At 42.1% G+C, this 20,364-nt stretch carries 18 protein-coding genes and 2 pseudogenes; 6 read left to right on the top strand and 14 right to left on the bottom strand.

The window, feature by feature from the left end; translation table 11 throughout:
• Positions 1-146 precede the first annotated feature (146 nt).
• From secD to AB5Z12_RS18820, 6 genes and pseudogenes are all read right to left on the bottom strand, one after another.
• Positions 147-2,573: a protein translocase subunit SecD gene (gene secD / locus AB5Z12_RS18845; protein WP_195379905.1), complete on the bottom strand. Its 2,427-nt coding sequence runs from the start codon at positions 2,571-2,573 to the stop codon at positions 147-149.
• 73 nt (positions 2,574-2,646) lie between these two features.
• Positions 2,647-4,032, bottom strand: a complete 1,386-nt coding sequence (scfB, locus tag AB5Z12_RS18840) for a thioether cross-link-forming SCIFF peptide maturase (protein ID WP_368368733.1) — start codon at positions 4,030-4,032, stop codon at positions 2,647-2,649.
• A 68-nt stretch (positions 4,033-4,100) separates the two neighbouring features.
• On the bottom strand, positions 4,101-4,241 hold the full coding sequence (gene scfA, locus AB5Z12_RS18835; protein WP_021926839.1) for a six-cysteine ranthipeptide SCIFF: 141 nt from the start codon (positions 4,239-4,241) through the stop codon (positions 4,101-4,103).
• A gap of 128 nt (positions 4,242-4,369) precedes the next feature.
• Positions 4,370-4,720, bottom strand: coding sequence for a TIGR04086 family membrane protein (locus AB5Z12_RS18830; protein WP_195379903.1), 351 nt, complete (start codon positions 4,718-4,720; stop codon positions 4,370-4,372).
• Positions 4,721-4,808: 88 nt separating this feature from the next.
• Positions 4,809-6,932, bottom strand: a complete 2,124-nt coding sequence (locus tag AB5Z12_RS18825) for a hypothetical protein (RefSeq protein WP_368368732.1) — start codon at positions 6,930-6,932, stop codon at positions 4,809-4,811.
• A gap of 48 nt (positions 6,933-6,980) precedes the next feature.
• Positions 6,981-7,136: pseudogene (locus tag AB5Z12_RS18820) on the bottom strand (DUF6783 domain-containing protein).
• Here AB5Z12_RS18820 and AB5Z12_RS18815 point away from each other — a divergent pair.
• Together AB5Z12_RS18815 and AB5Z12_RS18810 are read left to right on the top strand one after the other, a co-directional pair.
• Positions 7,074-7,235 (top strand): annotated as a pseudogene (locus AB5Z12_RS18815) (DUF6783 domain-containing protein); the annotation flags it as partial. The pseudogenes AB5Z12_RS18820 and AB5Z12_RS18815 overlap by 63 nt on opposite strands.
• Before the next feature lie 448 nt (positions 7,236-7,683).
• Positions 7,684-8,970, top strand: coding sequence for an HlyC/CorC family transporter (locus tag AB5Z12_RS18810; protein WP_173715882.1), 1,287 nt, complete (start codon positions 7,684-7,686; stop codon positions 8,968-8,970).
• 123 nt (positions 8,971-9,093) lie between these two features.
• Here AB5Z12_RS18810 and AB5Z12_RS18805 read toward each other — a convergent pair whose 3' ends face one another.
• Entirely contained in the window at positions 9,094-9,672 is a 579-nt protein-coding gene (locus AB5Z12_RS18805) for a YdcF family protein (RefSeq protein ID WP_118578582.1), read from the bottom strand.
• A 108-nt stretch (positions 9,673-9,780) separates the two neighbouring features.
• Positions 9,781-10,545 carry an N-acetylmuramoyl-L-alanine amidase gene (locus tag AB5Z12_RS18800; protein ID WP_118578498.1) on the bottom strand — a complete coding sequence of 255 codons (765 nt, stop codon included), beginning with the start codon at positions 10,543-10,545 and terminating at the stop codon, positions 9,781-9,783.
• A 167-nt stretch (positions 10,546-10,712) separates the two neighbouring features.
• On the opposite strand from AB5Z12_RS18800, the gene AB5Z12_RS18795 reads away from it, so the two are divergent.
• A complete protein-coding gene (locus tag AB5Z12_RS18795) occupies positions 10,713-11,690 on the top strand; it encodes an ABC transporter substrate-binding protein (protein ID WP_173715881.1) in 978 nt (325 codons plus the stop codon).
• 112 nt (positions 11,691-11,802) lie between these two features.
• Here AB5Z12_RS18795 and AB5Z12_RS18790 read toward each other — a convergent pair whose 3' ends face one another.
• Positions 11,803-12,150 (bottom strand): DUF6783 domain-containing protein, encoded by a 348-nt coding sequence (locus AB5Z12_RS18790; protein WP_334304078.1) that lies wholly within the window; start codon positions 12,148-12,150, stop codon positions 11,803-11,805.
• Between AB5Z12_RS18790 and AB5Z12_RS18785 the strand changes: the two genes are divergently transcribed.
• From AB5Z12_RS18785 to AB5Z12_RS18775, 3 genes are read left to right on the top strand one after another with little or no spacing between them, the layout of a single operon-like run.
• Positions 12,079-12,240: a DUF6783 domain-containing protein gene (locus tag AB5Z12_RS18785; protein ID WP_306467811.1), complete on the top strand. Its 162-nt coding sequence runs from the start codon at positions 12,079-12,081 to the stop codon at positions 12,238-12,240. The two genes, AB5Z12_RS18790 and AB5Z12_RS18785, sit on opposite strands and share 72 nt — an antisense overlap.
• A 4-nt stretch (positions 12,241-12,244) precedes the next feature.
• A complete protein-coding gene (locus AB5Z12_RS18780) occupies positions 12,245-13,171 on the top strand; it encodes an ABC transporter permease (protein ID WP_118578496.1) in 927 nt (308 codons plus the stop codon).
• On the top strand, positions 13,164-13,958 hold the full coding sequence (locus tag AB5Z12_RS18775) for an ABC transporter ATP-binding protein (protein ID WP_118578495.1): 795 nt from the start codon (positions 13,164-13,166) through the stop codon (positions 13,956-13,958). The genes AB5Z12_RS18780 and AB5Z12_RS18775 overlap by 8 nt, the downstream gene beginning before the upstream one ends.
• A 143-nt stretch (positions 13,959-14,101) precedes the next feature.
• Here AB5Z12_RS18775 and AB5Z12_RS18770 read toward each other — a convergent pair whose 3' ends face one another.
• The 5 genes from AB5Z12_RS18770 to AB5Z12_RS18750 form a co-directional block, all read right to left on the bottom strand.
• A complete protein-coding gene (locus AB5Z12_RS18770; protein ID WP_195392186.1) occupies positions 14,102-15,088 on the bottom strand; it encodes a DUF5688 family protein in 987 nt (328 codons plus the stop codon).
• A 473-nt stretch (positions 15,089-15,561) separates the two neighbouring features.
• Positions 15,562-17,166 carry a phosphoenolpyruvate carboxykinase (ATP) gene (gene pckA / locus AB5Z12_RS18765; protein ID WP_118578493.1) on the bottom strand — a complete coding sequence of 535 codons (1,605 nt, stop codon included), beginning with the start codon at positions 17,164-17,166 and terminating at the stop codon, positions 15,562-15,564.
• Positions 17,167-17,642: 476 nt separating this feature from the next.
• Positions 17,643-18,119, bottom strand: coding sequence for a low molecular weight protein-tyrosine-phosphatase (locus AB5Z12_RS18760; RefSeq protein WP_173719208.1), 477 nt, complete (start codon positions 18,117-18,119; stop codon positions 17,643-17,645).
• A 215-nt stretch (positions 18,120-18,334) separates the two neighbouring features.
• The gene (locus AB5Z12_RS18755; RefSeq protein ID WP_044960653.1) at positions 18,335-19,549 is read right to left on the bottom strand and encodes a site-specific integrase; all 1,215 of its coding nucleotides are present in this window, start codon (positions 19,547-19,549) and stop codon (positions 18,335-18,337) included.
• 104 nt (positions 19,550-19,653) lie between these two features.
• Entirely contained in the window at positions 19,654-19,875 is a 222-nt protein-coding gene (locus tag AB5Z12_RS18750) for an excisionase (RefSeq protein WP_021650362.1), read from the bottom strand.
• Positions 19,876-20,364 lie beyond the last annotated feature (489 nt).

Here is a 20,364-nt window from a genome sequence, read left to right as displayed (position 1 = left end):
AGCGTTGCGCCGGCGAGTGAGTAATACACATTGTCCAAATGCGTCCCTCCTAAAGAACTTTTCAACCCACTAAATAGTAATAGAATTTTACATAAAAAGCAAGCCAGGACAGATGTTTCCACCTGTCCTGGCTTAAGTTCATTTAATTATCTGTCTTCCTCAGAAGAACCATTCTCAGCATTCTTAGCCGCCTCCTGGGCTGCAAGACGCTCCTGAACTCTCTTACGATTTTTCTTCTTCGGCTGGGTCTGTCCATTTGCAGCTGGAGCACTTGGTGCCTTTGCACTTGAAACAGACTGTTTAACCGGAGCAGCACCAGCTGTAGCTTTTACAGTCTGAGCCTGTCCGCCGCCAATTTTCTTTTTCATTACCAGCCAGAGAGCTCCGGTAATGCATACAGAAGAATAAGCACCGCAGATAATACCAACCATCAGCGGAGCTGCGAACTCACGGATGGAAGATACACCCATGATATAAAGAACAGCTACCATGATAAAGGTAGTAAGGGAAGTATAAATACTTCTGGTAAGTGTCTGTGTAATACTCTTATTCACCACTTCCTCGAGCTCATCTACGCGCTTGCTTCCGTGAAGATTCTCACGGATACGGTCGAAGATAACGATCGTGGCGTTGATAGAATAACCAACAATAGTCAACATACAAGCGATAAAAGTATTTCCTACGGAAATTCTGGAAATCGCATAGAATGTAAGGACAACAAGCACATCATGAAGAAGTGCAAGTACCGCACTTCCTGCAAAACGGATATCCTTGAAACGGAACCAGATGTAAAGAAGCATGAAAATAGTGGCAACAAAAACGGCTACTACAGCATCTCTTCTCATTTCGTTGCTGACAGTGGAGGAAATACTCTCTGCCTGGATCAGGGATTCATCTACACCAAACTTGTCAACAAGTGCCTTATTCAGTGCCTCACGTTCGTCAAGATTCAGGGAACGTGTCTTGATGATAACCTGATTTGTTCCAACAACCTTAGTAGGCTGTACATTCTTATCTCCTGTAACCTCTTCCACTACAGGTGTAACCTCAGAATCAATGGTCTTAATGTCCATATCTTCGTTAAAGGTGACATTGGTAGAAGTACCACCTGAAAACTCAAGGCTGTAGTTCAGGGCTTTTCCGCCTGTAGCCTTGTGGATCAGCATAGTGGCTGGTCCGGCAAGGATCAGGATAATGGAAAGGGTGAAGCATAATCTTCTCTTTCCAACAAAGTTAATGACTTTCTTCTCTTCAGTCTTTCCATAGAATTTCTCATCGCGAACGCCAACTGCATATAATGCATTGATCACAAGTCTGGAAAATACCAGAGCTGTAAACATGGAAATCACAATACCAAGTGCCAGTGTATATGCAAATCCTTTAACAGAACCAGTACCCAGCCACATCAGAACGAATGCTGCGATCAGGGTTGTGATGTTTCCATCAAAGATTGCGGAAAAAGCCTTGGAGAAACCAGCTTTGATCGCGGATCTTACGGTAGAGCCTGTACCGATCTCCTCACGGATACGTGCATAAATAATAACGTTCGCATCTACTGCCATACCAATGCCAAGGATGATACCTGCAATACCCGGAAGCGTAAGGGTAATGTCAAATGCATTTAAGGTAAGCAGAATGGTCGCTGTGTAGAAAATCAGGGAAAGGCCTGCAACTGCACCAGGTACACGGTAAGCGATGATCATAAACAGAATTACGATGATCAGACCGATCAGACCTGCAATAAGGCTGGTGGAGATTGCTTCTTCACCGAGCTGTGCAGCTACAACGCTGGAACGAAGCTCTGTCAGTTCAAGGCTCAGGGATCCGATACGGATATAGGAAGCAAGCTCCTGTGCTCTCTCAACACTTTCCATACCACTGATCTGTGCCTTACCGCCTGTGATGGCTTCATTTACTCTTGGAGCGCTTAATACGCCGTTGTCATAGATAATCGCGATCTGTTTTCCAACATTGTTCTGAGTTGCCTCTGCGAATTTTGTTTTGCCCTCGTCTGTAAGAGTCAGGTCTACCACGTACTCTCTGCTGCTGGAATTCTGCTGCTGGATTGCACCGCCTGTAGCATCTGCCACATCTGTACCTTCCAAAACCACAGAGCCGGCTGCACGGATCTCATCAAGACTTCTTGCCAGAGAGTATCCGGTCTCGCTGCTGGAATCTGCCTGGAAGTTTGCGTTTCCATCATCATCCTGCTGTGTGATAAAGCACAGGGAACCTGGCTGGCCAAGTTCTTCCAGAATAGCATTTGCATCTGTTACACCAGGAATCTCTACATTGATACGGTCAGAGCCTTCCTGATATACCTGAGCCTCTGTGCTGTACTGCTCAACACGTTTCTGCAGCTTGTACACAGTATCGCTCATGTCTTCACTGCTTGGGTTGCTGTCCTTTGCCTGATATGTAATGCTGACACCACCAGCCAGATCAAGTCCGGTCTTGATATTCTTCATGGCACCGGTTCCTGTAGGGCCAATACCTACAGCAGCCGTATAGCAGAAGAATACGGTAACGATGGCAGTCAGGATCAGGACTAAGATACCTCTTGATTTTTTCATTGTTCTGTCCCTTCTTTTTTGTTTTTCGCAAAAGCAGGGGCTGACAGAAATCTTCGCAGCTGGCGAAGTGCTATCAGTCTTCTGCCAGTGCGGCTTTTATCATGATGGCGCACTCCACACGCTTCCTCTGGAGCTCGCATCCGATTTCATAATTGCTTCTGATATCCTTATGGGCATGATATCCGTTTGCTGCGCATCCGCCACTGCAGTAGAATCTTGCAAAGCAATCCTTGCAGGCTGGCTTAGTGTAAACATTGCAACATCCGAATTCCTTCTGGATGTCAGGTCTCGTAATCCCTTCATCCACATTTCCCATCAGATATTCTTCTTCTCCAACAAACTGGTGGCATGGGTAAAAATCCCCCCATGGAGTTACGGCAAGATATTCTGTGCCGCTTCCGCATCCGGAGAGTCTCTTGTATACGCAGGGACCACCGGTAAGGTCGATCATGAAATGGAAGAAATTAAAGCCTTTTCCTTCTTTCTCGCGTTTTATCATCTCTTTCGCAAGAAGATCGTATTCTTCCATAATCTTCGGCAGGTCTTCCTCCCGAAGTGCGTACTCCTCAGATGGATCTGCCACTACAGGCTCCACGGAAATCTGCTTGAATCCAAGGTCTGCAAGATGAAGAACATCCTGAGAGAAATCAAGATTATGATGAGTGAAGGTTCCTCTTACATAATACTTGTCCTGGTTACGGGACTCTGCAAATTTCTGGAATTTCGGAAGGATCAGATCATAGCTTCCTGCCCCTTTGCGGAATGGGCGCATAAAATCGTGAACTTCCTTGCGGCCATCAATACTGAGGACCACATTTCCCATCTCTTTGTTGCAAAATTCCATTACCTCATCGTTCAGCAGAACACCGTTGGTAGTAAGGGTAAAGCGGAATTTTTTATTGTGAATTTTCTCCTGCTCACGGCCATATGCTACCAGGTCCTTAACAACCTGCCAGTTCATAAGCGGCTCGCCGCCAAAGAAATCCACCTCCAGATTGTGTCTGGAGCCTGAATTAGCGATCAGGAAATCCAGTGCCTTCTTCCCTACCTCAAAAGACATGAGAGCTCGTCTTCCGTGGTACTCTCCTTCTTCTGCAAAGCAGTAGCGACAGGCAAGGTTACAATCGTGGGCGATGTGCAGACAGAGAGCTTTCACCACTGTCTGACGGTTCTTGGTAAATGTATCAATAGCATTCTCATATACATCTCTGGTGAAAAGCATGCCATCGTCTTTCAACTTCTCACACTCTGCCACTGATGTCTTAATATCTTCTTCTGAAAACTGATCTCCCAGTTTTCCTACAATGGCAGCTGTGTCCAGACCTTCTTCCATATAAGGAAGTACTTCGTAGGTCACTTCATCCACAACATGGATACATCCGCTGTTGATGTCCAGCACGATGTTGTAGCCATTGTTCTGATAACGGTGAATCAGACTCATGTTAGTATATCCTTTCATTCTTTCCTATTGCATGAATAAGCAGCGGCTTTTACACCGCTGCTTACATACGTTTCCAGTTGCCCGACTTATTTGTTCTCGCAGCTCTGGTTTCCTACTGTACAGGATGTCTTGCATGCGGACTGACATGATGTCTGGCACTCGCCGCAGCCGCCTTTCTTTACAGTGTTCTGCAGGTTCTTTGTATTTAATGTTTTGATATGCTGCATAGTATTAGCCTCCTTATGTATATAATCTTTGCCTAGTATATCATATTTTTTTTTATTTTTAAAGCATTTTTTATTGGACAGAGTGGGAATCTTTGCAAAAAATGCGGGAATGATTTCTCAAACATGCTCTAAGACAACATCCCGCCAAGAGCACCACCACCCAGACACATGAAAAAAGTAGTAACTGCATGTACCAGACTCATATCCCATTTTCCCTGCACTACAAAAGATACCGTAATCAAAAGCAAATAGTAAAAAGCCCCTACCAGAATTCCCCATAAATACTTATCTGTGCGCAGGATTTTTCCTGACATAAAGCCTCCTGAAAAACAGGACAAAATATACACAGCTACGATTCCTGCTGACACAGGCTTTTCTCCCAGGTCAAACTGGAATAAAAGGAATGCCAGAAGCAAAAGAAACGCTCCGGTAACTGCATAGGAAAAAAGTAAAGATTTTAAAATGACTCTTACCTTCATAAAAACAGCCCTCCCATATGTAATATATGGAAGGGCTGGCTTCGTTATTCATGGATTATGAATGTCCGTTTTAATTATCCTGTCTGCTTTATCTTTTCTTTTTGCGGACAACAATTACAATAATGATCACAGCGGCAGCAGCAATCACAAGAATCACAAAAGGAAGGATCATGGTGTTGTCACCAGTCTTTACCGCATTTGAATTCTGACTCTGACCGTTATTTCCGTTTGAGGTATTAGCCGTATTTCCTGCAGTGTTTCCTGCAGTCTGTCCCACGTTTGTACTGGAACCTGTTCCATTTGAAGAACTGCCATCTGTTGTACCGGGATTTACAGTTCCATCAGATGCCGCACCTGGTGTATTGCTGGTTCCGGAATTGTCACTGTCGTCAGAGCTTCCGGTACCAGATGAAGAACCACCATTTCCGGTTCCTGAAGTCCCATTGGAAGAGCCATTTGTATTTCCATTGCTGATTCCATTTGAATCACCTGTATTTCCACCAGTTTCATTTCCGCTATTGCTATCCGTTTTACCCGTTCCGGATCCATTTGTTCCATTCGTACCAGCTCCGGTCACAGATGGAGACGGGATAGGTGTTCCACTGATCGTCACAGTAGGTGTAGGAGTTGGTGTACTTCCATCGCCATACGCTCCATTTGCAATGTCCTCTCCTACGATTGGACGAAAACCTGCAATTCCAAACGGGCTGAAAGAATGTGTGCTGAATACCATGGTGCTTCCGTTTACACTGGGAATAATGGTCTCTGTCGCACCATTATCAAGAAGATGCTCAATCGAATATTTATATCCTTCTTTGACAGGAATCGTTACGCTTACATACTGTCCATCCGGAATTTCATACTCTGTATTATTCTTCAGATCCCATAATTTAAATTCATAGGATTGGAAGATCGTAGCATTATCTTCATTTTTAAATTCGTAATTTTCACCACTGGTCACCTGGAACTGGACATACCAGGGAAGATCTATGCCTGATACAGAAATTCCCTCACAACTATGATTCTGAGCAGCCCTTGCAGCCTGCTCTTCTTCTGTGAGATCGTCCTCAGCAGTTGCCGGTCTTGTATCCGCTGTGGTAAAGTCAAGAGGATTATCAAATATATTTTTCTGGTCATCCTCTGTAGGGTCTGTTGTGTCTTTTACATCCGTGGTGTCTGTTGTATCTGTGGTATCTTTTTTCTCTTCTGTGTTCTCATTTTTTCCAGAATCCCCTGTACCATCAAGAATGGTAGCACCAGGCATCATCTCACCAAAAGTTTCGTTCAGTTTTCCAGTATCATCTGAGGAATCTGCGGTCTGCACATTGTCAGATGCTGCATCCTCACCATTATCAGAATTTGTACTCTCTATGCTATCTGCGGCTGTATCTGAACCTGTATCAGCTTTTGACTCTTCTGCAGCTGTATATGAACTTGTATCAGCTTTTGACTCTTCTGCAGCTTCCTCCTGAATATCTTCAGAATCTACAGTTTCTTCCATTGCAGGAGCCGCTGCTTCTGTTTTTTCTGCCGGGGTTGTAATTCCCGCAGCAGCTTCGGTGTTGTCTTCAGATTTTGCTTCATTAGAAGCCGGAGTGCTCTCGATAGTTTCTTCTTTCTTATCTGCTTCACTGTTCTGCTTGTTTTCCGCATTCTCAGTCTGATCTTCTGTCTTCCCTGAAGTTTCTGAATCATTCTGCTGATTCTCACCTGGAACTGCCGCATCATCAGATTTTATATCTGTATCTTTATTGTCAAAAGTTGTGTCGTCCGGGACAGATGCTTCACTGCTCTCGTCACCTGTTTCCACATCTGCAGCAGTATCAGAAGGCTGATCTTCAGAACTCTCTTCTATGCTGCTGACAACAACTGTGATCTTACCTTTCACAACTTTTTTCTCAGAATCCCATCCGGAAATATAAGAAAGATCCACGTCTGCTGCTGGTTTAAATACTACTTCGCAGGTCTGCACTCTTTTATCCGGTATATAAGAATCATCCGCCCAGGAAAGCGTTCCATAATCACTTTTCGGCAATGTCACCTCCGAAAGAGCAATCGGCTGATCAATTGTGATATTATCCGGAATCAGACTGGATTTCTCAAGTCTGGTCTCTGTATTCTGCCCCCATGCAACTACTGGATAAACCTGTCCTGTCATAAGTACTGCTGTCATCGCAGCTGCCGCAAGTAATGATACGCTTTTTCTGTACATAACGTTTTTCTTCTTTTTCATCCTGGCACCTCTGTCATAATATGTATATTAAATGTAACTGCCCACATCCCTAGAGCCTGTTTGAAAAATCATTCCCGCAATCTGCACGCCCCACTTTGCGGGAGATTTCACCCGAATTCAGTTGCCGTAGCCCGCTACGGCGCCCTCATTCGAGCGAAATCTCCCACAAATTGTGACGCACATCTTGCAGAAAGCCTTTTTCAAACACACTCTAGCCAAATCCACATCAATCATAAAATCTATATAATCCAAAGGCAGTACAACTGTCCAAAATCAATCTAAAATTATAAACAGGTGAATTTTCACACTGTGATTCACAGTAGTTATTCAGCCCTTAACCTACACTATATCAAATCTTTACTCTTTTGTAAATATTTTGTAATAATTTATTTTTTTACCGAACTGAATTATAACACAGTTCTTCTTTTTTCGACACCCCTAATTCCACTTTTTTCGTTACTTTTCGCAATCCATAAACTCAAAGTACTGTTCATTCCGTGACCAGTAACGCGCTTCGCGATGCACAGAAAAACGAACCTTCTTGTGACAAGCACAAGAAGTAGCGTTTGCTACGCAAACTTAATTCTCGGGTTTTCTGTGAACTTTGTTCACAAAAAACACCTCGCGGAACGTTACCAGGAACAGTAACAACTCAAATGCTTTTTCCTTGCATTTTAAGCCTGAATCATGTATATTCTTTTTAATACATAAAAAAAGGAGTGAATATAGTTTGGATTCAAGTGTTCCTATACAGGCGGTCACCATACTGATTCTGGTGCTGTTGTCCGCCTTCTTTTCCTCTGCGGAGACATCCATGACGGCTGCCAACCGCATTCGGATCCATTCCCTGGCTGAACAGGGAAACAAGCGAGCCATTATCCTGGAGAAAATAATTTCCAATTCTGGAAAAATGCTCAGTACAATTTTAATCGGAAACAACATTGTAAACATTGCAGCCTCTTCCCTTGCTACCACTTTTACCATGAAAGTATTTGGAAGCATGTATATCGGCGTGGCTACCGGCGTTATGACATTGCTGGTACTTCTGTTTGGCGAGATCACCCCGAAGACCATTGCCACACTGAAAGCGGATGATCTGGCGCTCACCTATGCCAGACCTATATATGCGCTTATGACAGTACTGACCCCGGTTATTTACATTGTGGGAAAACTGGCTAACGGCATTCTTTTTCTCCTTCGTGTTGACCCCAATGCGAAGAAAGACACCATCACAGAACATGAGCTTCGTTCTATGGTAAATGTAGGACAGGAAAACGGTGTTATCGAGCGGGAAGAAAAGCAGATGATCTACAATGTGTTTGATTTCGGTGATTCTGCTGCCAAAGATGTAATGATTCCCAGAATTGACATGACTTTTATTGACGTGGATTCCACTTATCAGGAACTTATGGATATTTTTAAAGAAGATATGCACACCCGTTTTCCTGTTTATGAGGATAACACAGACAATGTGATTGGAATTATCAATATTAAGGATCTTCTTCTCTATCCGGAAAATGAACCGTTTTCTATCCGTAAGATTCTCCGTGAGCCTTATTTCACTTATGAATATAAGCGTACCACAGATCTTATGATGGAAATGAGAAAAGCTTCCGTAAACCTTGCAATTGTTCTCGACGAATACGGCTCCACTGCCGGTCTTGTCACTCTTGAGGATCTTCTGGAGGAAATCGTAGGTGAAATCCGTGATGAATATGACGAAGATGAGGAAGAACCGATCCGTGAGATTCAGCCTGGACGGGAGTATGAAGTTCTTGGTTCTGCCAAACTGGATGATGTCAACGAAGCACTGGGTACCAAACTTGAATCAGAGGACTACGATTCTGTAGGCGGATATATTATTGAACAGCTTGACTGCCTCCCACGCGAGGGCGAATCTGTCACTTTGGAAGACGGCATGCATCTTGTTGTAGATGAACTGGATAAGAACCGTATTGAACTGGTGCATATCTGGCTGCCAGAGCATAAAGAAAATCCAGAAGCTGCTGACGCATAAATGAATCTGTCATACTGCTGATTTTTTCATAATCTGCAAGCCTGCAAATGCCGGTATTTCCGGTAGATTTCAATTGTAAAAATCCGAATGTTTCCAAAACGGATCATTCGGATTTTTCTTATCTCACCGATTTCCCAGCATTAAACAAAACTGCTTGACAATCCTGTCTATTTCGCCGGTAACAGCCTCCACACCAGTTTCTGTTTCTCTCCAGTTCTCCCTGGTAATTCCATCCGGGCAGGCCGGACATACCATAATTACCGTCTCCGGATATAAAAGCTGATAATACATCAGTGATCTTCTGGCATGGTAAGTTTTGCAGCACAGAATCGCTTTTTTCACCTGAATTTTGTGAAGGTCTGTCACCTGCCTGGAAAAAATTGCATTTTCATAGGTAAAGGTAGCCTGATTCTCCATCAGAATAGCCTCTTCCGGAACTCCGTTTTTCAAAAGTACATTTTTCAGGAATTCCCATTCCGTCTCATAATCTCCGCCATATATTTCTTTTTTTGACTGCACACCTGCAAATTTGCCAAGTGTAATACTGTATCTTCCGCTTGGCAAAATATAGGGGGCATATCCTTCTCTATATAAAGAAGCTGCTTTTTCTGCCATATCCGGGAAACCATTTCCCGGCACGAAAATGATATCTGCTTTTTCCGGCTGGCTCTCGGCAAAAACAAACTCCTCCACATTTTTCATAAATTCATTATAATTCACGCTTTTGTTCCTTCTTTCTGCCAGAGGACTTTCCCCTGCACTTATGATTTTCCATTATAACTTTTTTTCCTGCTTTTTTCTACTTTCTTTTCACTTCGTCACAATCAACGTACAGTACCCATCCTCCCGCAATTTCTGTTCCATACGGATAGCATTATCCAGCTGTAAAAATGCACCTACCTGAACCTTATAAAGTTCTCCATCCTGCAAAATATATGCCGGATAACCTTTTTCCTGAAGCAAGTAAAGCATTCGATCCGCATTTTCCCGTTTGCGAAAAGCTCCAGTCTGTACACGGTAATACAAAGGTTCTTCACCCTGCTGCTGATCCAGAGTTCCAAGAATCGCCCCGGCAATAGCCTGCGCGATCTCAGCATTTTTTTCATCATAAAGCTGATTATCTTTGTCAGAATTTAAAAATCCGGTTTCAATAAGCAACGCCGGCATTTTTGTTTTTCGCAGCACAACAAGGCCCGGTCTTGCCTGAACTCCAATTTCACGGAATCCCAATTCGCCCAGAGCACCTACAATATTCTGTGCCATTTCATACTTAATTCCGTTTTTATCATAAACCAGCACTTCTACACCATTATACTGATTCACCTCAGGGCTGCTGTTCCTGTGAAAAGAGATAAAAAAATCCACTTTTGCCTCATTTGCCAGCCTTGCCCGCTCAAAAGGAGAAATGTAATCATCTGTAGTTCTTGTATATAAAACATCAACTCCGTTTTCAGACAGAATTCTTCCAACCTCCATAGCCAGAGCAAAATTGTCATCTTTCTCTCTGCGCCCTTTATATACCGCTCCCGGGTCGTTGCCGCCATGCCCGGCGTCAATCATAATAGAATATGGCATGTCAAAATTTCCTTTTCAACTACTATTTCTCTATTAGGATATGTAAAAAAATTACAAAAGCGACTTGACTTTTACGCTTTAAAGCGGTATTATTTTGTGCAGGCAATACTTTAAAGCAGAAAAAGCACTTTAAAACACGAAAACACTTTTTAAGGAGGAAATAAAATATGAAAAGAAAGGTTTTGTCAGTAATTCTGACCGGAGCTATGGTAGCAGGTCTTGCAGGTACAGTAACCGTACACGCTGAAGAGCAGAAAACATACAATATTGGTATCTGCCAGTTAGTTCAGCACGAAGCACTGGATGCAGCAACACAGGGATTTGAAGATGCAGTAAAAGAAGGTCTTGGCGAAGAAAACGTAACATTTGATGAGCAGAATGCACAGGGTGATTCCGCAACATGTAGTACGATCATCAACAACTTCGTATCCAGTAACGTAGACCTTATCCTTGCAAATGCTACTGCTTCTCTTCAGGCAGCTGCTGCCGGAACAAGCGATATCCCGATTCTTGGAACTGCAGTTACAGAGTATGGCGTAGCTCTTGACCTTACAGATTTTGATGGTACTGTAGGCGGCAATATTTCCGGTACCTCAGACCTTGCTCCTCTCGACCAGCAGGCAGCAATGCTGAATGAACTTTTCCCGGATGCTAAGACTGTAGGACTTCTGTACTGCTCCGCAGAACCAAACTCCCAGTATCAGGTTGATACGGTGAAGGCAGCTCTTGAAGATCTTGGATACACTTGCGAATACTACGCATTCTCTGACTCCAACGATATTTCTTCTGTTGTAACAAATGCAGTTGCAGACAGTGACGTTATCTATGTTCCTACCGATAACACAGCAGCTTCCAACACAGAGCTGATCAACAACATCTGCCTTCCGGCAAAGGTTCCGGTAATCGCAGGTGAAGAAGGAATCTGCTCCGGATGCGGTGTTGCTACACTTTCCATCAGCTACTATGATCTTGGAAAAGCAACTGGTGAAATGGCAGTTAAAATTCTGAAAGATGGTGAAGATATCTCTACAATGCCAATCGAATATGCACCAAACTTCACAAAAGAATACAATGCAGACATCTGTGCTGAGCTGGGAATTGAAGTTCCGGATGACTATGTTGCAATCGGTGCTGACGCAGAATAATTACTGGTTTATAACATATGCAGTAATGCACAATAAAAATTTTCATATTTGTTTGACAGTTAATTTAGACATTCAGTTGCTTTTAGAGCTTGTCAAAAGACTCTGACAGTAATCAACACAGACAGCGGGAAGGGAAGCCTCTCTCGCTGTTTGTGTCGTTTCTGAAGGAATGTATTTTTAAGTATATTTTATGCATAATTATGCATAAAATAGCATTTCTTCCAAAATGAATATTTCTGTTTACGCAAATAACAAAAAGCCAGTTACTCCACATACAAAACACTATAAAGATTCCAGTAACTGTCTTTTTCAAACATTTGTCCACAAAACAAATGTTGATGTTCACACAGTGAACACCAGAGTGTATTTGTAAAAGGCTTTCTGCAAGATGTGTGTCACAATTTGTGGAAGATTTTGTCCGGGTGAGGTCGTCGTAACGGGCTACGACAACCGAATTCAGGCAAAATATACCGCACAGTGGGGCGTACAAATTGCGAAAATGTTTTTTCAAACACGCTCCAGCAAACAAATCACGCATGCAGGAGGATAAAGACATGCAAATTGCAAACTTAATCATGGCACTTCCGGGTGCCGCTGCCCAGGGTCTGATCTGGGGTATTATGGCTATTGGCGTATATCTTACATTCCGTGTCCTTGACATCGCCGATCTGACCGTAGACGGTACCATGTGTACCGGAGGTGCTGTCTGCGTCATGATGATGACCAGCGGACATAACGTATGGGTATCTCTTTTAGTTGCCACTTTGGCTGGTATGACAGCTGGTCTTGTTACCGGTATTTTCCATACCTTTATGGGAATCCCGGCCATCCTTGCCGGAATCCTGACACAGCTTTCCCTGTACTCTGTTAACCTGAAAATCATGGGAAAAGCAAACCAGGCTATCAACGTTGATAAATACCCGATCCTGATTTCCTTACGCCGTATAAAAAATGTACCGATCACTCAGAACACAATTCTTATCGTCGCTTTATTTATTGTTGTGATCATCGCAGTTCTTTACTGGTTTTTCGGAACAGAGCTTGGATGTTCCCTCCGTGCTACCGGATGCAATCCAAACATGTCCCGTGCACAGGGTATCAACACTGATTTTTGCAAAGTACTTGGACTTATGATTTCCAACGGACTTGTTGCTCTTTCCAGCGCCTTGCTTGCACAGTATCAGGGATTTGCAGACGTCAATATGGGACGTGGTGCTATCGTAATCGGACTTGCTGCTGTTATTATCGGCGAAGCGATTTTCAGCCGTATTTTCCGCAATTTCGCGCTCCGTCTTCTGGCCGTAGCATTTGGTTCCATTCTCTACTATCTGGTTCTCCAGACTGTTATCTGGATGGGTATCGACACTGACCTTCTGAAAATGCTGTCTGCACTTGTAGTTGCTGTCTTCCTGGCAGTGCCTTACTGGAAGGGAAAATATTTCGCAAAACCAGCAAAACGCGGAGGTAAGAACAATGCTTGAGATCAAAAACATATATAAAACCTTTAATCCAGGAACCATCAACGAAAAGGTGGCTCTGAACGGGCTTTCCCTGAAATTAAATGAAGGCGACTTTGTTACTGTCATCGGCGGCAATGGTGCCGGAAAATCCACAATGCTGAACGCAGTTGCCGGTGTATGGCCAGTAGACGAGGGACAGATCATCATTGACGGAACAGATGTCACCAAACTTTCCGAGTACAAGCGAGCAGCTTATCTGGGACGTGTATTCCAGGATCCCATGACCGGAACTGCTGCTACCATGGGTATTGAAGAAAACCTTGCTCTTGCAAAACGCCGCGGAAAAACAAGATTTCTTCGTTCTGGTATTACAAAAGCCGAACGTGAAGAGTACAAAGAGCTTCTGAAGATCCTGAATCTTGGTCTTGAGGATCGTCTTACCTCTAAGGTAGGTCTTCTTTCCGGAGGTCAGAGACAGGCACTTACGCTTCTCATGGCAACCCTTCAGAAGCCAAAGCTTCTCCTTCTTGATGAGCATACCGCAGCCCTTGACCCCAAAACAGCTGCCAAGGTGCTGGATATCACAGACAGGATTGTCAACCGCGATCACCTTACTACACTGATGATCACACATAACATGAAGGACGCCATTGCTCACGGCAACCGCCTGATCATGATGATGAACGGAAAAATCATTCTTGATATCCAAGGAGAAGAAAAGAAAAAGCTTACCGTAAAACAGCTTCTTGATAAATTTGAGGAAGCCAGCGGAGAAGAGTTCTCCAACGATTCCGCAATTCTCGGATAGAAATTCATAATTTGGTTTTTAGAAACTGCAGCAGATTGGTTTACAATCTGACTGCAGTTCTTTTTTGCAATCAAAATTTCTGCCGAAAACACCCATTGTACAAAAAGTCCGAAAATGACGTAACTACACTTGTTTCTATCTGTTTATCCGTTCTCTTCACTGTCAGATTTCAACTTGTTTAAATCAATAAATACGGTGCCTTTATACATCAGAAAATCTCCGGTCTCTCTACAATATCTGTATATTTTGTCCGTGAGAAAATCTTCTTCCGGAGTTGCCTCCCGCAAAGTTTCTCTCAAAACATTTTCAAGATCCTCCGGATAGGAATGATCAGCGTTGTGGATCATCACCTCATGAATGCTCGTAAAAACCATATAGAAATCTGCATCCATCAGATCTGCAAGCCTTTTGGCCACGCCTGGCAAGAATATTGCAACGGCTCCGTTTGTCCTTCTGGCAGTGCTCAGACAGCTTCCGATGCTGTCCCTTGTCAGATAGAATTCATGGTTCAGATCCATGAAGCATTCTCCATCATAATCTGGATTGTAGACCAGTTTTTCCCAATAAAAAATTCTAGGCGGCGAAATAAAATACGTGTTTAGAAGAGCTGCGTCAAAAACTGTCTTTTCATCCTTTCCCCATTCTTTTATGTTATCCATGCGTATTTTCATGCTGCTGATCCGGCCATCCAAATTTCCCACCTGCATGTATAGCACAAGTGCAATATCGCCCACTACACGGTATACTGCCTTCGACAGTTCCCGTTCATGGCGTTCTACATTAAGTGCTCGGATAAAAAGATCATTTTTCACCTTTTCATAGTTATTCAGATTTTTGGTTTTCTCAAAAAATCCAGCTGTTTTTAATTTACGTATTTCACTTTCCACTGTTTTTGCAATCTGTTCCAGTGAAACACCATCCTCATAATCCTCAAAAAGCTCTTCCGTGTGAATTCCGCAGACTTCTTTTCCCACTGAAGACGCATTGCACTCTACAAACAGCCGGTCGCCGTTTGGTGTCATGCCATTTTCGTCCCGTTCTTCAAAGTAAATCTGTTTCTCATTAAGTCCAAGCCGTTCCATTAGAGATTGGCGCAGACTCTCCACAAATACCTCATACTCTCTGCTCATATATAATTCCTTTCTTGATAAAAACGGGCGAAATGCCCTAACGAATACTGACCTTGCTGTGCACTGCAAATGATCCGTATTTGAAATAAAAGATGGAAGCAGATATTTAGAAATAGATAAGGCTTCCATTTGAGTTGCTGTATGGATAGTATATAAGATATGAATGTGTTTGTAAAGGATTTTCTATCGACAATTTTCCCTTGCAATAAAAGCTGTTATTACTGTTCACGACCTTCACAGCAGCACGCTTCGCGATGCACAGAAATCATGTTCACATGATTTCGCGCTGTAATTCTCGTATTTGCTTTAAACTTTGTTCACCAAAAAAACTCCTCGCGAGACGTTAACAGTGAATAGCAACAAGCTGTGATGGTTGTTTTCTTTATTCATAGAAAACATTTTATAAATATTGCCAGTATAAACAACAAAGGGCCTGCCGTAAATACGGCAGACCCATAAATAATCTTAAATGATTATGCCTGAGGACCAGCTGCAACAAGTGCTTTACCAGCTGCATTTCCTTCATATTTCTTGAAGTTCTTAACGAAACGATCTGCAAGATCTTTTGCTTTAACTTCCCACTCAGAAGCATCAGCGTATGTGTCACGAGGATCAAGGATACCTGTGTCAACGCCTGTAAGCTCTGTAGGAACCTCAAAGTTAAAGAATGGAATCTTCTTAGTCGGTGCTGTTAAGATAGCGCCGCTGAGGATTGCATCGATAATACCACGAGTATCTTTGATGGAGATACGTTTTCCGGTTCCATTCCATCCTGTATTAACCAGGTATGCTTTTGCTCCGCTCTTCTCCATTTTCTTAACCAGCTCTTCAGCGTATTTTGTCGGATGCAGTTCAAGGAATGCCTGTCCGAAGCAAGCTGAGAATGTAGGTGTAGGCTCTGTGATTCCACGCTCTGTACCAGCAAGTTTAGCTGTGAATCCAGACAGGAAGTAGTACTGAGTCTGCTCTGGTGTCAGAATAGATACTGGAGGAAGTACTCCGAATGCATCTGCGGAAAGGAAGATAACATTCTTAGCAGCCGGTGCGGAAGAAATCGGGCGAACGATTTTCTCAATGTGGTTGATTGGATAAGATACACGAGTGTTCTCTGTAACGCTCTTATCAGCGAAATCAATCTTTCCTTCTGCGTCAAGTGTAACGTTCTCAAGAAGAGCATTTCTCCTGATTGCATTGTAAATATCCGGCTCAGAATCCTTGTCAAGGTTGATAACCTTAGCATAGCAGCCTCCCTCGAAGTTGAACACTCCGTTGTCGTCCCAGCCGTGCTCATCATCACCGATAAGGAGTCTCTTAGGATCTGTAGAAAGTGTAGTCTTACCTGTTCCTGAAAGGCCGAAGAAGATAGCGGTGTTCTCACCGTTCATATCTGTATTTGCAGAGCAGTGCATGGAAGCGATGCCCTTAAGCGGCAGATAGTAGTTCATCATGGAGAACATACCCTTCTTCATCTCTCCGCCATACCATGTATTGACGATAACCTGCTCACGGCTTGTAATGTTGAACATTACAGCTGTCTCAGAGTTAAGACCTAATTCTTTGTAGTTCTCTACTTTAGCCTTGGAAGCGTTGTAAACAACGAAATCTGGCTCGAAGTCTTTCAGTTCTTCTTCTGTAGGCTGGATGAACATGTTTGTTACAAAGTGTGCCTGCCAAGCAACCTCAACGATGAAACGGATTGCCATACGGGTATCTTTGTTAGCACCGCAGAATGCATCAACTACGAAAAGTCTCTTGTCGGAGAGCTCTTTCTTAGCGATCTCTTTCACTGCTTCCCATGCTTCCTGTGATGCAGGATGGTTATCATTCTTATATTCGTCAGATGTCCACCATACGGTGTCTTTAGAATTCTCATCCATTACGATATATTTGTCTTTAGGAGAACGTCCGGTATAAATACCTGTCATAACGTTAACAGCGCCAAGCTCGCTGACCCGTCCTTTTTCAAAGCCCTCAAGACCTGGTTTGGTCTCCTCTTCAAATAACATTTCATAAGAGGGGTTGTAAACAATTTCTGTAGTTCCGGTAATACCATACTTTGTTAAATCGATTTTTGCCATCTTACACTTAACCTCTTTTCTCTAAAATGGAATTCATCTGCGAATGCAGATTTATAGCTTCAGTCCGCATCTCACCGTAATACATATCAAAGAATATTACTTGCGGTCACAGCCTCTATGGTACAAAACCAAAGGAATGGAACCGGATTGATTCCCTTTTTCCTTATCCTATATTATACATATCTGAGGGATAAAATCAACACAATTTTCCGTTTTTTTGTATTTTTGTTAAAGTTTTATCATATAGAAAACACGCCTCTGACATTTTATGAGACGTGTTTTCTAATGATATTTTTATTGCATTAGAACGTCATTGCGAAATTCTTAAATTGAGGTTATTGTAGTCCTGTTGAATAAAATTGTCACTAGAATAGGGAATAGAAAATGTTCAAAACGCACATTTTTGCATTGTTTTTTTTGTTTTTACTATTTTTATTTCATCATTACGTTTATCATATTGCGTATACTCTTCCAACCTATATCTTCTCATTTTTCTCCAGATACGCAAGAAATCCTTCGCAGCCTTCTACTACATCTCTATAAGTAGATTCAAAATCCCCCGTATACCACGGATCAGCAATATCTCTGGGATTATCTGAATAATCCAGTAAGAGCTTCACTTTCCCTTCCGGATCCTTTCCTACAATTCGCAAGATATTCCGAATGTTTCTCTCTTCCATTCCCAGAATATAATCATATTTTCCATAATCTGCTTTGGTGATCTGTACCGCTCTTTTCCCCTCGCAGGAAATCCCATGCTTTGCCAATTCCCGCTTTGCCGGCGGATAAACCGGATTCCCGATTCCATTCCAGATTTCCTCTGTACTGGTGGCTGCAGACGCAATGTAAAATTTAGCCTTGATGCCTCGTTTCGTAACCATATCCTTCATAACGAATTCAGAAATTGGGCTGCGGCAGATATTGCCGTGGCAGACAAATAGCACACTTATCATTGCTTAAAACTCCTTGAAATGCTGTATTTACGCTGTTTACAGGCATTTTCCGATAATCTTCAATCCTGTCATTTTCCTGTATATCACAGCATAAATTCGTATATTTTCTTATCCAAATTTAGTAACTTCTTAGTAATAACCAGCCTGGAAAACAGGCTTTCTAAGAACCTTATAATCAGATTATTTTTAATTCTTTTTTCTATTATTTTATCATACTATGCCAGTTTTGCAATCCTATTCATCTCTTCTTTTGCATCAATTAATCCCAGATGCGTATATACATTTAACGTAACCCCTATATCAGAATGTCCCATTAAATATTGGAGTGCTTTCGGATTCATTCCAGCTTTCGCCATATTGGAACAATATGTATGCCTACATACATGAGGCGTGATCTTTGGCATTTGTTCCTCATGAGTACGATTATACTTTCCTAACGCCCACTGAAAATGTTTTTCCCAATGGAGTGCTACCTCAGGCATATCTTTTTTATCCAGGAATAAAAATCGACTATATCCATCTATAATCGGCTCAACCCTTACTTTTTTACGGTTTTTCACAATCTGTTCAAAACATTCATAAACTTCATCTGTCATCGGCAACATTCGTGTTCCACTTGAAGTTTTGGTATCTTCAATGACGTACTGCATTCCTCTGGTTCTCTGAAGCTGATGATTCACATTGATTTTTCTCTCCTGAAGATCAATATCTTTCACTGTCAATCCACAAAACTCAGAAATACGAAGTCCAGTCTTAAACAAAATAAACATTCCATTATAGTATTTTGAGTAATGGTCATCATTTCGGATAAACTCCAGAAATAACTCTTCCTGTTCTTTTGTAATTGCCTGTCTTGTAACACTGTCATTTACGACAACTGTACATAATTGAAATTCAAAAGGATTCTTGCGCAGTAAATCATCTTCAACTGCCATCTGAAATGCAGGTCTTACAATTCCACGCACACTGTGAATGGAACTGTATCCTCTTCCATCTGCTTGCAGCTTAATAAACCATGCTTTTGCATCCGACAATTTTATTTTATCTATTCTTCTGGTTCCGAATTCTTCTTTTTTTATTATATTGATCACAAAATCATAGTTCGCCTGAGTATTATGACGAACCCCCTTTTTTTGTCCAATATATTTTTGAACCAAATCCAAAACTGTTAAATTTCCTCCGTAAGGTACTATACCATCATGTAAATCTCTTTGGATATTTTTTTCTTTTTCCCTTAGAGCTAAGCATGGTCTGCATCCAGTTGGCAGAGAATCTGTTGGCTCTAATTTCCAACTATACAAAAACTTCTGCTTTCCATAACAATCTGTATATACAAACGCATATCTTCCATCTTTTCTCTGACTTTCTCCGTTTCGTAAAATTCGACCTTTTTTATCTCGTCGTTTTTGGTCACGTTTTGTTTTACCCAAACGTCTTCGCCCCTTTCTACGAAGAAGCCCTAGCACGATATAGGTATTATATCATACCAGGGCTAACATTTCCACTTTAAAGTGCTAAATTGTTCGTATATTTTTTACAAAGACGTAGTCTGATCCAGAAAGGCCTCAAATTTCTTACGGTTAATCAATGACTTACACCCCACCTGGACTGTAAAGCAACATTCTGAATTTAGATGTTCCGAAATAAGCATCCTTATTTTCTTTTCACCTATTCCGAAATATTGCACTGCTTCATCCACCGTAAGCATATATTTTTCCCAAATTGGAATCTTACCTTTTTCAATTTTAATCGCCACTCTTCTCTCCTCCTTTTCTCTTTGGACAAAACATTTTTATCTGCCCATGACAATTTACAATTTTATACACTGTCATCGGCAGATAAAATTACAATACAGGTGGCAGTTCAGTACTCTGCCCACATCGGTTTTGCACCGTCATTAAATATGACCAGATTTTTTCTGGAAGTATCATTATCACAGATATGCTTCGTCGCCCTGTGCAGCTGCTACACATTTTGTCAAATTCTTCTCGCTCCATACCTTTACTTCAATGTTATATTTCAGCATTTCCTCGTATTTACTCCATTAACAGAGCAGATATATCATGGCGGATTTACCTAGTGGCTCTACATATCTTCACGTCCTGTATGTAAAACAATATACAATTTTCAAGGTACAAAAATTCCTGAAGGGGAAAAGGAATCTATATTAAATACTCCCTTTACTGATTACTTTTCCTTACATATGATTTCGTATCAAATCCCAAGGTCTTAGTAATCAGTTTTG

It is taken from the genome of Ruminococcus sp. RTP21358st1_G6_RTP21358_211008, assembly GCF_040908885.1.
Taxonomy (GTDB): Bacteria; Bacillota; Clostridia; order Lachnospirales; family Lachnospiraceae; genus Blautia_A; species Blautia_A faecis.
The sequence above is the reverse complement of the archived record's forward strand: the minus strand, read 5'-3'. Positions and strand labels throughout refer to the sequence as shown.

Excerpts from the sequence above, each read along its gene's own strand:
- AB5Z12_RS18775 (WP_118578495.1), top strand. The coding sequence starts at position 13,164 with ATGCTTGAGATCAAAAACATATATAAAACCTTTAATCCAGGAACCATC.
- AB5Z12_RS18785 (WP_306467811.1), top strand. The coding sequence starts at position 12,079 with ATGTGTGTCACAATTTGTGGAAGATTTTGTCCGGGTGAGGTCGTCGTA.
- AB5Z12_RS18795 (WP_173715881.1), top strand. The coding sequence starts at position 10,713 with ATGAAAAGAAAGGTTTTGTCAGTAATTCTGACCGGAGCTATGGTAGCA.
- AB5Z12_RS18800 (WP_118578498.1), bottom strand. The coding sequence starts at position 10,545 with ATGCCATATTCTATTATGATTGACGCCGGGCATGGCGGCAACGACCCG.
- AB5Z12_RS18780 (WP_118578496.1), top strand. The coding sequence starts at position 12,245 with ATGCAAATTGCAAACTTAATCATGGCACTTCCGGGTGCCGCTGCCCAG.
- AB5Z12_RS18830 (WP_195379903.1), bottom strand. The coding sequence starts at position 4,720 with ATGAAGGTAAGAGTCATTTTAAAATCTTTACTTTTTTCCTATGCAGTT.
- pckA (WP_118578493.1), bottom strand. The coding sequence starts at position 17,166 with ATGGCAAAAATCGATTTAACAAAGTATGGTATTACCGGAACTACAGAA.
- AB5Z12_RS18770 (WP_195392186.1), bottom strand. The coding sequence starts at position 15,088 with ATGAGCAGAGAGTATGAGGTATTTGTGGAGAGTCTGCGCCAATCTCTA.
- AB5Z12_RS18805 (WP_118578582.1), bottom strand. The coding sequence starts at position 9,672 with ATGAAAAATGTGGAGGAGTTTGTTTTTGCCGAGAGCCAGCCGGAAAAA.
- scfB (WP_368368733.1), bottom strand. The coding sequence starts at position 4,032 with ATGAAAGGATATACTAACATGAGTCTGATTCACCGTTATCAGAACAAT.
- AB5Z12_RS18760 (WP_173719208.1), bottom strand. The coding sequence starts at position 18,119 with ATGATAAGTGTGCTATTTGTCTGCCACGGCAATATCTGCCGCAGCCCA.
- secD (WP_195379905.1), bottom strand. The coding sequence starts at position 2,573 with ATGAAAAAATCAAGAGGTATCTTAGTCCTGATCCTGACTGCCATCGTT.
- AB5Z12_RS18825 (WP_368368732.1), bottom strand. The coding sequence starts at position 6,932 with ATGTACAGAAAAAGCGTATCATTACTTGCGGCAGCTGCGATGACAGCA.
- scfA (WP_021926839.1), bottom strand. The coding sequence starts at position 4,241 with ATGCAGCATATCAAAACATTAAATACAAAGAACCTGCAGAACACTGTA.